The following is a 13,316-nucleotide window of genomic DNA, read 5'->3' as shown; positions in this document are numbered from 1 at the left end:
ACCACCACCATGGACCAGCGCCTCCAGCTCCAGACCCTTGCGCAGGTAGAGGGCACCCACACCCTTGGGCCCGTGAAACTTGTGGGCGGAGAGACTCAGCAGATCGACACCCAGAGCCTCCACATCGACCGGGATCTTGCCAACCGCCTGCACCGCGTCGGTGTGAAACGGGACGCCGTGCTCACGGGCCATGGCCGCCAGCTCGGCAATTGGCTGAATCGTGCCGACCTCATTGTTGGCCAGCATGATCGAGACCAGTGCGGTCTGGTCGGTGATCGCCCGGCGCAGCACCTCCGGCCGTACCCGGCCCTCACCATCCACCGGCAGATAGCTCACACGCCAGCCCATCCGCTCCAGAAAACGGCAGGTCCTGAGCACCGCCGGGTGCTCGACCAGCGAGGTAATCAGGTGGGCGCCCGGGGCGGCGCTGAAGGCGATCCCCTTGATGGCGAGGTTGTTGGCCTCGGAGCCGCCGCCGGTAAAGACCAGCCGCCGCGGCCGCGCACCGATGAGGGCTGCCAGTTCCCGGCGGGCACTTTCCACCGCCTCATGGGCCATGCGCCCATCACGGTGAAGGCTGGATGGATTGCCCCACTGAACCTCCAGCCAGGGAAGCATCGCCTCCCGCACAGCCGGGGCCACAGCGGTGGTGGCGTTGTTGTCCAGATAGACCCGCTCCCGTCCGGACGGCATCTGCTGGTGCCGGCCCCCCGCCACCCTTCTGCGCGGCCGGGGACGCGGCGTGCCCGGTTCCAGCCGCCGTATCCGGCACAGCAGCGCCTTGTAGACCGGGAAGCCGGAGATGGGGTCGTAATTATCGATGTCGGTCAACTCGTTGACATTCCATGCCTGCCAGGCGGGCGGTCCGACCGGGGTGCCGCCGCCCATGTTGCATTCGATAGTGCCGGGCATGATGTTCTCACCCACCCGGGCGCGAAACGGCACGGCCCCGCGCGGGGTCTCCACCTCAACCAGATCCCCGTCACCGATACCGTGTCGGCGGGCATCCTGCGAATGCAGTTCCACCACCGGTTCCGGCTGCTGCTTCACCAGACCGGAAATCCCGTGGTGCTGGGAGCGGAAATCGGTGTCGGGGCGGGCCCCGGAGTTGAACACCAGGGGGAATGCCTCCAGCAGCTCCGGGCTGCCCAGCGGTCCCTCGCGCACCTCGGTGTACCTGGGCAGCGGCTCGTAGCCAAAGTCCTCGAGCAGGGTGGAGGCAATCTCGAAACGGCCCGTCGGCGTATCGAACCCGGGCTGTCCATCTGCACGCAACACTCCCTTTTCCCACTTGCGGTACTCCATCATGGGCGTCTCCTGGCGCACCCAGCCACCCGCCTCCCGCACCTGCTCCAGCGTGAAGCCGGATCCCTCCAGCACGAAGCGCTGCACCTCTTCGCCCTCCTGCGGAAACAGGTGGCCATAACCCAACCGTTCGGCCAAGTCCGCCATGATGCGATAGTCGCCACGCGCCTCACCGACCGGCTCGATCAACTTGTCGCGCAGGCGAAAAACAGGGCCGTAGGTCATGTAGGAGTCGATCTCGAACATGGTGGTGGCCGGCAGCACCACATCGGCATAGTCCATGTCGGCGGTGCGCTGACGATCGATGCAGACCAGAAAATCCAGTCGCGCCAGGGTTTCGCGCCAGATGGGAGTCTGCGGCCAGGAGGTGAGCAGGGAGGCGCCCTGCACGATAAGCCCCCGCAGGGGATAAGGCTCGCCCTTGAGTACTGCGTCCACCAGACCGAGCGGATGCGACTCTTCACGGTAGTGGGTGTAGAGAGGCAGGCGGTCACGGGCGATGGCGCGTGCGCTATCGGGGTTCGGCTGGTTGCAGCTGCGGTTGACGGGAAATTGCCCGCCGGCCATGGTCAGGCCGATGCCGCCCGGCACGTCGAGCTGGCCCGCGAGTGCGAATAGCGTCAACACCGCGCGCACCGCCTGCACGCCGGTATTGGAGTATTCAAGACCGGTGTACATCACCGGACAGCAGCCGCTGCTCTCCGCCACCAGCCGGGCCAAGTCACGTATTTTCTTCGCCGGCACGCCGGTGATCCCGGCCACCACCTCCGGACGAAAGTGCTGGACATAGCGGGCCAGATCGTCGAAGCCATGGCACCACTGTTCGGCGAAGTGTTCGTCGTAGCGATCCTCCTCCAGCAGCACCTGGATCAGGCCCAGCGCCAGGGCGCCGTCGGTGCCCGGACGAATCGGCACCCACTCGGCACCGGTGCGCTCCGCCGTCTCGGTACGACGCGGGTCAATCACCACGATGCGGGCGCCACGGGCGGCCGCCGCTTCCAACCGCTCCAGGTCACGGGGCGGCGAATCGGTGGCCGGGTTGGCGCCCCAGACCAGCACCGCACCGGCGTGTTCGATATCGCTGAACAGGTCGTGGTAGTAACGGCCCAGGGTGGTGTGCGGCGCAATCATGGCGAAGGCCACGTAACATAGCGCGCCGACGCCGAAGGTATTGGGTGAACCGAACGGGAACAGAACGCTGGAGGCGGAGGAGATCGCCACCCCCTTGGGCTGATACAGGTCGCAGAGGGAGAGCTCGAAGGCACCGCGGCCGGTGTAGACACCCACCGCCTCGGGGCCGGATTCCGCCTTTAGCGTCTGCAGGCGTTCGGCGATGAGCTCGTAGGCCTCCTCCCAGGTAATAGGTTCGAAGGCGAATTCGCCCTTGGCCCCGGTTCGCCTGAGAGGGGTGCGCAGCCGGTGTTCGGAGTGGACGATCTCCGGTGCATGCCGCCCGCGCCGGCACATCGCCCCCAGGGGATGATCGGGGTCCGCCCGCACCTCCGTCAGCCGCCCGCCTTCCGTTCGCGCCTCGATCCAGCAGCCCGAGGGACAGATTCCGCAGATCGATTTCTTCCAGCTCACGTCAGCCCACCACCATCGCTTCCGAAAAAAGCCCACAGGGCCGGGAACAACGCCAGGCACCAGACAGGTCAGGGCAACCGCATACTTTGCAGAAAGCGATGCAAGTCCTTGAAAGCGGGTCGTTTGCCGCAGGGACGCGGCAGTCGAGCCTACAGGGAGATATTCACGGCGTACCCGATTTCAAGGACTTGCATCGCTTTTTCCATGCCGTGTGAGTATGTGTTTACCCTCTAACAGGTGAGCATGGTTCCCCAACTTGATACGCGCTACCGCGCTATTCGGCTTCAGGGTGTGCCTCCGGACCAATTGCCTCCAGTCGCCGCAAGGTGAGTTACACGCGAAGCACTATCCGTCCGGATTGCCCGTACCGACAGCGCGCGGTAACCCGCCGCCACGGCTGGATGGCCCCCGCGAACGTGGCTCCACTCGTTGGATCGTCCCGAATCACTGCCCACACCCGGAGTGTAGCCGACCCGTCGTTCAGAACGGCCACCAGCCCGAGGATTCCAGTTCCTCCTTACAGCCACTGAGCTGGGTGTGATAGCGGCTGGCGCGGACCTTGACCCGGCCAGCGACCTTGATCAACCACGGCTTGCTTCGGTAGGTGCCGCGACGATAGCCGCCGTGGCCCTCGTGATAGGCCAGATACTGCTTGTAGGTGTCCCACTTGGAGATGCCCAGGGTCTTGTAGGTCATGTTGCCGTACCAACCGATGAAATCGACGGCATCCTCGAAATCATCCCGGCTGGCCCAGCGCTTTCCGGTCTTCTCCCGGTACCAGTCCCACGTAGAGTCCTTCACCTGTGCGAAGCCGTAGGCCGAGGATTTGCGGAACCAGGGGATCACCCACAGAAGCTTGCGCCGGGGCGGCTTGGCATCGTATTGAAAGCGCGATTCCTGATGGATGATCGCCAACTGGACATGGGGAGGGACGCCCCAGCGCTCGTAGACATCCCGGGTCACGTCATACCAGCCATTCTTCTCCCGAAAGATTTCACAGCTGTCATCCATATTGCTGGGCGGTGTCGTGGCGCAGCCGGCAAGGACAAACAGCAACAGAATCGGTATCCAGCGCATGAAAAAAAACCGTTGGGTGGGATCCAGAAAGATATCATCGCATGCAGATCCCGCCCCGCCAATGTTTGTGGTAAGGCCGGATGCCCCAAGGGGATGTGGAAAGGCGGCCTGGCCGGGGCAGAGCCTGCTGGTTCTGCTTGGCAGTGGAACGGGTTATCGTATGCAACCGAATCCATTGCTGAATCCACCATGAGCCCCGACTCCTACCGCCGCTTCCAACGTGTCCGCTGGACCATCTTCGGCCTGCTGGTGGCCTCCTACATGATGGTCTACTTCCACCGCATGGCACCCGGCGCGGTCTCCGCCGACCTGATGCAGACCTTCGGCACCAGTGGTGCGGCGCTCGGTTCCCTGGCCGCGATGTACTACTACATCTATACCGCCATGCAGGTGCCCTCGGGAGTCCTGGCCGATACCCTCGGGCCGCGTCTGAGCGTCACCATCGGGGCACTGGTGGCGGGCGGCGGCTCCCTGCTGTTCGGCCTGGCCCCCGATTTCATGACCGCTTCGGTCGGCCGGTTCTTCGTCGGGCTGGGTGTCTCGGTGGTGTTCGTGGGCCTGATGAAGTGGAATACCGTCTGGTTCAGCGACCAGCGCTACGGCCTGGTCAGCGGCCTTACCCTGCTCCTGGGCAATATGGGTTCAATCCTGGCCGCCGGCCCACTTGCGATGCTGCTGCTGCAATACTCGTGGCGCAGTGTATTTGTTACGGCCGGGTTTATCTCCATCCTTCTCGCCCTGCTAAGCTGGTGGATTGTGCGCAATCGGCCGCAGGATGCCGGTTTCCCCTCGGTGCGGGCGATGGCAGGCGAAGCGGAGGAGCCCCCACGGGAGCGGCACTGGTGGCACGAGTTGCGGGCGGTACTGGGCAACAGGGCCGTATGGCCGGGCTTTTGGGTCAATTTCGGCATCACCGGAAGCCTGTTTGCGTTCGCCGGCCTCTGGGGTTTGCCCCTGATGCGGGATGTATTCGACCTCTCGGGGAGTGATGCCTCGCTCTATACCACCGCAGCACTGGCCGGCTTCGCCGGGGGCTCATTCCTGATGGGCGGCCTTTCTGATCGGATGGGCCGGCGCCGACCGGTGATCCTCGGTGCCGGTGTGCTCTCCTGCGCCGTCTGGCTGGGGCTGATGCTGTTGCCGTGGGGACCGGGATTCTCCGGGTTTCTGCTGTACACCCTCCTCGGCATCTCGGCCGGGGGCTTTGTGGTCACCTATGCCGCCGCCAAGGAGGTGGTCCGGCCGGCCAATGCCGGCATGGCCATCGCCGTGGTCAATACCGGGCTGTTCCTGGGGGCGGCGATTATGCAGCCGCTATTCGGCGCTCTAATCGACGCGGGCTGGGACGGCACGCTGCTGGAGGGCGTTCGTGTCTACGATCTGCAAAGCTATCGTTACGGTCTCGCCGCCTCGGCCGGTTTCGCGGCAATGGCCACGTTTGCCGCCCTTCGCATCACCGAGACCCGTTGCCGCAATATCAGCTTGCCGGCCGTCGCCCCCTGACCACAGCCGCCACCGTGTTGGCGATAAACAGCAGCAACACCAGTGCATTGCCGAGAGCACCGATCCGGCGCAACTCCATCCAGCCACCGAGGTCGCCGGCGACCCGTAGCGCGAGTGTGGCGTGGAGCAGGACCAGATGCAGGTAGAACACCGGGTGATAGGGGATATTGAACCGCGTTACGGCGGGAAAAATGATCGGGGCATGGCCGAAGACCATGGCGAACACAAAACCGAGAAATACGCTATGCAGCGTGGTGTCGTAGCCATAACCAAAAAACAGGCCGCCGCTCGACAGGCCGACGAGGGCGCCGACCGCCAGCCATGCATAACCGGAGAGAAGACACACGGCGGTAAAACGGGGTAGTCCCGAGCCCCGCACGGTATAGAGCGCCACGTCATAGCGACCGAGCCAGAGTGCAAGCAGCAGTACCGAGGCAGCCAGCACCATTCTCCCCGCCCCGTTGAAGGAAGAGATGCCGATACCGGCCAGCAACAGCAGGGCAACGACAGCAAAAACAAACTTGGCCGAGGTCGAAGCCGGGCGGAAGCGACTCAGCTCCAGGCGCTCACCAGCGATGGTCAGAACCAGAAACCCGGCCCACCAGGGGAGCACATCGGCCAGCGGTGCCCCGGCGAGCCAAATCAGATTGCCGACCGACCAGACCACGGCCCCCATCCCCAGGGTCAGGGTAAACAGGGCGAGCTGTCGCTGCACGACCACCCAGGAGACGGCGACCAGGACGAGGCTTCCGGCCGCCAGTAGCGAGGCGGCCACCGTAGTGGGCGCCCCGACAATCAGCGCCACTCCTCCCGCCCCGGTCAGTGCGGGACCGCTGTAGGCCCATCGGGACGCAAGGGCCACCGCCCTTTCCAGCCCGATGACCGTCCCGAAAAACCCGGAAACCATCAGCGGTCCATGCAGCCCCAACAACTCGGTCGAGGGCAACGGCAGCGTCCATCCCAGTCGCACCAGCCCGATGATGACACCGAGGATCAGGGAAAGAAATCCGAGCACCAGCAGGGGCAGTCGCGCCGGCGCTGGCAGATCGCGCCCCCTCACCGCATCACCATCCCAGCTGCCGCCGTGCCGCCTCGCTCATGCGCTCCGGTGACCAGGGCGGGTCCCAGACCAGTTCCACCTCGACATCCCGCACCTGCGGCAGCTTGAGAAGGGCCTCACGCACTTGATCAGCCAGCATCGAACTCACGGGACAGGCGGGCGTGGTCATGGTCATGCGGACCTGCAGATCGCCCTCTTCGCTCGCCAGCACGTCGTAGATGAGCCCCAGGTCGTAGATATTGACGCCGACTTCGGGATCGATCACTTCGCGCAACGCACTTTCCAGCTTTTCACGTTCAACGCCAGCCATGCAGACTCCTTCAGGCATGATACCAAGCACGAGCACCAGCCCGTGTGAGTACCATACCGCATGCCGCCGGCGAACTCATTTCCAGGACCGTCTTAATGCCAGGTGTTCGACCCGGCTACCGACACCGGCGTCCGGGGGAACCGGCCCTTCACTTCTCAACCGCTGCCGCTTTTCGATTCCTTTGGCAGAGAACGGTTATCCGCTCTTTCCGGGCTCTGCCCGGCCTTTTCCGGAACTTCCCAGAGATAAATGGTGCTGCCGCCTACAGACCTGGTCTCCAGCGGTTGCCAATCACCCATGTCGAACGCGTGCGACACCACCCGCGTACCGGGCCTGAGTTCGTCGAGCAATTTGGGACGCAGCCGATCGTTGACGGAGCCCAGCAGATAGAGGGTTACGACGGTCGCTTCACCGATGTCAGCATCGAACAGGTCCTGCTGAATAAAACGGACCCTGTCCTCGACACCGGCTACCTTGGCGTTTTCCCGGCTTTCGGCTATCCGGGCCGGGTCGATGTCGATACCCACCGCTCGCGCGCCGAACTCCTCGGCAGCGGTGATCACGATACGACCATCACCCGACCCCAGGTCGTACAGCACATCATCCTCGCTAACCCCGGCAATACTCAGCATCTCATCCACCACCGACTGGGGCGTCGGTACATAGGGCACGTCCAGATTGTCGGCCCACTGGGCAGTGAGCGGTTGGGACAACATCACCAGAAATAGTAGGGCGAGACTGCAATTACGGGCTCGAATGCTCATTCGCGCTCCTCCTGGAAGCAATGGTCGGGTTCCGTTCATTCCCGGCGGAATCGCGGCAAGCGGAAAGGGATACCTGCCGCAAGCACCAGCATGCCAAGCAGCGCACCCCAGCCGGAGTGGAGCAGGCTCGACCAGAACATGTAGGCGCAGGCCGCTGCAAATAGCACTGGCGTGTAAGGATAGACCGGCACGCGAAACGGACGAGGCCGGTGCGGATCCCGCTGACGCAGCACGAGCAAGGAGAGGGTGGTAAGCAGAAAGAAGAGCCAGAACACCGGTGAGATATAACTCACCATTGCCTCGAATCCGGAGCGGCTGGCCGATCCCACCGCCACCAAAAGGAGCGCAATGACTCCCTGCACCATCAGTGCGCGAGTCGGCGCATTCACTGTGGCCGACCAGTTGCCGAGCAGATGAAACTGTCGAAAGTCCCTGGCAAGAGCATAGTTCGTCCGCGCCCCGGTGAGGATGGTCACATTGATGGATGCGAAAACGGCCGCCACAATCAAAAGGCTGATCATTTTCGCACCGGACTCCCCCAACACCCGCCGCATCAGATCCGCCGTGACCGCCTCGGATTCAGCCATCGCTTCGAGGCCGAGCACATTGAGGTATGCCCAATTGACCAACAGGTAGATCAGCGTAATGGTACCGATCCCCACCACCAGGACCTTCCACATGCGCCGCTGGACATCCTCAAGCTCCGCGGAGATGTAAGCAGCCTCGTTCCAGCCACCGTATGTGAGCAGTACAAACACCATGGCCAGACCAAAGGTGGCGTCGCCGCCACCCGTCGAGGGCGGTGCGGCGACCGATCCGGGTAGCGCCAGTCCGACGATGATGACCATGACCAGCCCGCCCAGCGTAAAGAGGGTCAACAGGTTCTGCACCCACTTGCTGGAGCGCAGTCCCAGCAGGTTGATAGCAGTGAGCAGGGTGACCGCACCGGCCGCAAACAGGGCAGGACCATGAGGACCGAGCGGGACGATCTGGGCAGCATAGTCACCCATCACGAAGGCAAGCAGTGCGATGGAGCCGGTCTGCAGCACCACCAGCCGCGACCAGGCAAAGAGGAAGCCTACGGTGTTGCCGTAGGCTCGCCGCAGGAAGTGATACTCTCCGCCCGCATCGGGGTAGGCCGCCGACAGTTCCGCATAGCACAGGGCGCCGATAATCGAGATCACCCCACCCGCCAGCCACGACAGCATCACCCCCGTCTCGCTGCCTGCATTGGCGGCCACTACCGCGGGAGCCTTGAAGATCCCCGCGCCGATCACGAGGCCGACAATAATCGCCACCACGTCGATCGATCTCAGGGTGGGGTGCGGTCGAGCGTCCATGTGACTCCGGTCTACAACCTGCGTGCGAGGGTCTTCCAACCCACATCAAACAACCGATATGCCCGGCCCACCGGCGCGGTCTTCGGCATAGGAGATCCAGGGCCCGCCAGGGCGACCCGATGCCAGCGGGTTATGGTGGTAGGCCATAAAGGTCTTCACACCACCGCTCAGGTTGTAGACCCGTTCGAAGCCGTTCTGAGTGAGCTGCCGGACACCGAGGTAGCTGCGAAACCCCGAGAGACAATAGAGATAGAGGCCGCGGTCGCGATATGCGTCGAGTTCACCAATGCGCCCCCGAAGCTCGCCGATAGGGATATTGATCGCCCCCGGTATATTCCAGGACGCGAATTCCTTCGGTGTGCGCAAATCAACCAGCACACCACCCTGCTCCACAAGGGCCGGCCACTCCTCCGCGTACCAGGGTTTGACGTCCCCCCGTAAAAGATTGGCGGCCACGAAACCGGCGATATTCACCGGGTCCTTGGCCGAACCGTAGGGTGGAGCGTAGGAGAGTTCGAGCTCTTCCAGGTCATAGACGGTCATACCGGCATGGATCGCGGTGGCCAGCACATCGATGCGTTTGTCCACACCGTCAAAGCCAACCGCCTGGGCGCCGAGCAGATGACCGCTGTCTGCCCTGAAAAGCAGCTTCAGGTGCATCGGGTGTGTTCCCGGGTAGTAGGCGGCGTGGCCATTGGGGTGCACATAGACCTTTCGGTAATGGATACCCGCCCGACGCAGACTCTTTTCCGATACACCGGTGCCGCCACCGGTCATGTCGAACACCTTGAGAATGGAACTCCCCTGACTGCTCCTGTAGCGGCTTTCACGCCCAAAGATGTGGTCCGCCGCGATGCGGCCCTGGCGGTTGGCCGGACCGGCGAGCGGCATCAGGGTCCACTCGCCGGTGATCGCATCACGCACTTCGACCGCATCGCCGGCGGCATAAATGGAGGGATCCGAGGTACGCATGTGTTCATCGACACGGATACCGCCGCAGCGGCCAATCTCCAGGCCGGCCTCCTTGGCCAGCTTCACCTCCGGCCGCACCCCGACCGCCAGGATCGCCATATCGGCAAACCGCACGTCATCTTCATCCAGCCGCACCTCGACCCGCCCATCTTCACCACGAAATTCACGTACCCCCTTGCCGAGGGTGACATGCACGCCGTAACTCTCCATGTGATAAGCGAGGTCACGCGACATCTCCGGGTCCAGGGAGGTCATGATTTGATCCGACTGCTCGACCAGGTCCACCCGCAGTCCGCGGCGTCGCAGTGCCTCCGCCATCTCCACACCGATATAGCCACCCCCCACCACAATGGCGCTGAAGACCCCGGCATCCACGGTCGCCTTGATGGCGTCCATATCCGGGATATTTCGCAGGGTGAAAATGTAGGGGTGGTCGACTCCGGGCATCGCAGGGCGCAGAGGCGTCGCTCCGGTGGCGAGGATCAGTTTATCGTAGTGCTCCTTGAGCACGCTGTCGTTGCGCTGATCTGTCACCTTCACGGTCTTAGCCACCCGGTCGATGCGGATGACCTCATGCTCGGTGTAGACCTCGAGATTGAGGCGACGAGAGAGGTCATCCGGGGTGACCACCAGCAGCTCTTCGCGATCGCGGATATCGCCGCTGATGTGGTACGGCAGCCCGCAGTTGGCGAACGAGACGTAACGGTCCTTCTCGAAGACGATGATCTGTGCGTGCTCGTCAAGGCGACGTGCCCGGGCCGCCGCTGACATCCCTGCGGCCACGCCGCCAACGACGACGATCCTGGTGGGTTTCTCCGACACGATTTTTCTCCGGTTCCCTTCATGAGCTGATACCGAGACTGTAGACGCGATGCCGCCGCCTGCCGCGCAGGCCGGGAGCTTTGTCTACTACCGGGCCCGCTCCCGTAACTCACGTGCCAGGTCGTGGTCATCGGTGTCGGCTTCCGGCGCACTCTGGCTCCGTGCTGCATCCTGCCGGTAGGCCAACTCGACCAGAATTGGAAAATGATCGGAACCGAACTTGTCCAGCCGCTCCAGTCGGGCAAGTCGAAAATGTTCCGAATGAAAGAGGTGGTCCAGTGGGTAACGCAGAAAAGGGATACCTGCGTGGAAGCTGTTGTACATGCCCCGGCCCCGCCTCGGATCAAGCAGGCCACTGATGCGCTGAAAGAGATCGGTAGTGTATGACCATGCCACGTCATTCAAGTCGCCAGCCACGACGACCGGGCCCTGCTGTCTCGCGACCTGCTGCCCGACAGTGACCAGTTCGGCATCGCGGTTGGTCGAGTCCTGGCGCTTGGTCGGTCTGGGCGGCCTCGGGTGGAGCGCATGGAAGTGAATGCCGGGCCCGTCGGGCAGTTCCACGACCGTGTTGATGGAGGGCACATCATCTTCGATCAGAAATCTCACCTCCGGCCGAATCAGAGGATAACGTGAATAGAGCAGCATCCCGTAGGTATTCGGCAATGGGCAGCGGACGGCAAATGGATAGCTGCCCTGAAGGGTATCCAATTGCGATTGCCACCATTCATCCGTCTCCACGGCCAAAAAGAGATCGGGCTCATGCTGCGCGACCAGCGATAGCAGGGTTTCAGCCTGTCGGTTCGGCATCAGCACATTCGCGATCATCACACGCAGCCTTATGGCCGCCGGATCGCCGGGATCTGCCCATTGGACCTGCAAGGGGCCAAAACGGGTGAAGGGACGAATGCGGTGGAATTGATAGAACACGGCAAGAATCAGAAGGAGTTGCACGCCGTAACTGGCGACCGACGGGGCGACAAAACGGTAGCCGAGCAATGTGATCAGCCCAAGTGCCGCAAGCTGCAGACGGGGAAAGTCAAACATGCGGATCCACCAGTCACCTTGGCGTATCCAGGGCACAACCACAGCGGCGACCAGCGCCAGGCCCAAGCTATGGAGTACCCCTGCCACCTGTTTTTCCTGAATCAGCCAATCAGGCGCTGCCGGTCACGCCACCCATGACCGGAATCACCGTTCCCGTGATGTAGCCTGAACACGAGGGGGCGGCCAGGAATACATAGGCCGGGGACACCTCCTCCGGCTGTGCGGGGCGTTTCATGTCGGTGGTGGCACCGAACTTCGAAAGCGTACCCGGGGGCCGGTCGGCGGGGTTCAGTGGTGTCCACACCGGACCGGGGGCGACGGCGTTCACCCGGATCCCTTTGGCGATCAGGTTCGTGGCCAGCGCCTTGGTAAAGGCGTGAATTCCACCTTTGGTCAGGGAGTAATCGAGCAGGAGAGGCTGGCCGAAAATACCGGTCTCGGAGCCGGTGTTGATAATCGAGCTGCCCGACTTCAGATGCGGCACGGCCGCTTTGGCCATGTGGAAGTAACCGTAGAGGTTGGTGCGTAGCGTCTCGTCGAAATGCTCCTCGCTGATCTCGTCCAGCGACGCGGCATGCTCCTGAAATGCCGCGTTGTTGACCAGAATATCCAACCGGCCATACTCCTCCAGGGTACGCTCGACCGCATAGCGACAGAACGCCGGATCCTTGACGTCGCCAGCGATCTCCAGGCACTTTCCCCCCTCGTTCTCCACGGCGCTCTTCGTCTCCCGTGCATCCTCATCCGCATCGAGGTAGAGAATGGCGATATCGGCCCCCTCCCTGGCGTAGAGTACGGCCACTGCGCGCCCGATCCCGGAATCGCCACCGGTGATCAGGGCCTTCATACCCTGGAGTTTGCCGCTCCCCTTGTACTCCGGCGCCCGGTATTCGGGTGGTGGATTCAGCTCCGATTCGGAACCCGGTTTCTCGAGGTGCTGCTCTGGAAGGGGAGGCTCGGGGTAGCCATGAGGGCCGGCCTGTATTGCGGAATCCCGGTTCTCACCACCATTGGAGCGCTGGTCGTGCTCGTCCATCGCGCGCTGGATGTTCCTCTGCCGTTCAGCCGCTATCTTTGCTGCCTGCCGGAATTGCTCTTCCTGAGCCATATACGTCTCCCGTGGCTGGGTGAAACTTCTGACGAACTTGCCTCGCTGTCATTACGAGGAGCCCCGGCGACGAAGTAATCTCTACTCCCAACCCCGAGATTGCCGCGTCGCCCGAGGCTCCTCCTGAAGAACTTGCCCCGCTGTCATTACGAGGAGCCACAGCGACAAAGTAATCTCTACTCCCGACCCCGAGATTGCCGCATCGCCCGAGGCTCCTCCTGAAGAACTTGCCCCGCTGTCATTACGAGGAGCCACAGCGACGAAGTAATCTCCTGCTCCCCACCCCCGGATTGCCGCGTCGCCTGGGGCCCCTCCTGATGACAGCTAAGAGTTCGTCATCGATTCGGGGCCGCGCAGCGGCGGGTAGTGCTCCTGATGAACTTGCCCCCGCTGTCATTACGAGGAGCCCCGGCGACGAAGTAAT

General features: G+C 63.0%; 10 protein-coding genes. 1 reads left to right on the top strand and 9 read right to left on the bottom strand.

From position 1 onward, the window contains the following. Together Q7L05_RS15235 and Q7L05_RS15230 are read right to left on the bottom strand one after the other, a co-directional pair. The coding region (locus Q7L05_RS15235; RefSeq protein WP_303908603.1) for an aminotransferase class V-fold PLP-dependent enzyme at window positions 1–2,889 on the bottom strand (2,889 nt) is incomplete at its 3' end. A gap of 480 nt (window positions 2,890–3,369) precedes the next feature. Then, entirely contained in the window at window positions 3,370–3,966 is a 597-nt protein-coding gene (locus tag Q7L05_RS15230; protein WP_303908600.1) for a transglycosylase SLT domain-containing protein, read from the bottom strand. Window positions 3,967–4,155: 189 nt separating this feature from the next. On the opposite strand from Q7L05_RS15230, the gene Q7L05_RS15225 reads away from it, so the two are divergent. After that, a complete protein-coding gene (locus Q7L05_RS15225) occupies window positions 4,156–5,469 on the top strand; it encodes an MFS transporter (protein ID WP_303908596.1) in 1,314 nt (437 codons plus the stop codon). On the opposite strand, the gene Q7L05_RS15220 is transcribed toward Q7L05_RS15225, so the two are convergent. The 7 genes from Q7L05_RS15220 to Q7L05_RS15190 form a co-directional block, all read right to left on the bottom strand. After that, window positions 5,444–6,529 carry a hypothetical protein gene (locus Q7L05_RS15220; protein WP_303908594.1) on the bottom strand — a complete coding sequence of 362 codons (1,086 nt, stop codon included), beginning with the start codon at window positions 6,527–6,529 and terminating at the stop codon, window positions 5,444–5,446. The two genes, Q7L05_RS15225 and Q7L05_RS15220, sit on opposite strands and share 26 nt — an antisense overlap. 4 nt (window positions 6,530–6,533) lie before the next feature. Further along, a complete protein-coding gene (locus Q7L05_RS15215; protein ID WP_303908591.1) occupies window positions 6,534–6,839 on the bottom strand; it encodes a metal-sulfur cluster assembly factor in 306 nt (101 codons plus the stop codon). 155 nt (window positions 6,840–6,994) lie between these two features. After that, window positions 6,995–7,555 carry an SAM-dependent methyltransferase gene (locus Q7L05_RS15210; protein WP_317623143.1) on the bottom strand — a complete coding sequence of 187 codons (561 nt, stop codon included), beginning with the start codon at window positions 7,553–7,555 and terminating at the stop codon, window positions 6,995–6,997. A gap of 83 nt (window positions 7,556–7,638) precedes the next feature. Beyond that, window positions 7,639–8,943: an APC family permease gene (locus tag Q7L05_RS15205; protein WP_303908584.1), complete on the bottom strand. Its 1,305-nt coding sequence runs from the start codon at window positions 8,941–8,943 to the stop codon at window positions 7,639–7,641. Between the two features lie 45 nt (window positions 8,944–8,988). After that, window positions 8,989–10,737: an FAD-dependent oxidoreductase gene (locus Q7L05_RS15200; protein ID WP_303908581.1), complete on the bottom strand. Its 1,749-nt coding sequence runs from the start codon at window positions 10,735–10,737 to the stop codon at window positions 8,989–8,991. 87 nt (window positions 10,738–10,824) lie between these two features. Then, window positions 10,825–11,871, bottom strand: a complete 1,047-nt coding sequence (locus Q7L05_RS15195) for an endonuclease/exonuclease/phosphatase family protein (protein WP_303908579.1) — start codon at window positions 11,869–11,871, stop codon at window positions 10,825–10,827. 22 nt (window positions 11,872–11,893) lie between these two features. Then, on the bottom strand, window positions 11,894–12,892 hold the full coding sequence (locus Q7L05_RS15190) for an SDR family oxidoreductase (RefSeq protein WP_303908577.1): 999 nt from the start codon (window positions 12,890–12,892) through the stop codon (window positions 11,894–11,896). Window positions 12,893–13,316: the final 424 nt, after the last annotated feature.

Origin of the sequence: Thiohalomonas denitrificans (assembly GCF_016841685.1) — a bacterium.
GTDB lineage: Bacteria > Pseudomonadota > Gammaproteobacteria > Thiohalomonadales > Thiohalomonadaceae > Thiohalomonas > Thiohalomonas denitrificans_A.
The sequence above is the reverse complement of the archived record's forward strand: the minus strand, read 5'-3'. Positions and strand labels throughout refer to the sequence as shown.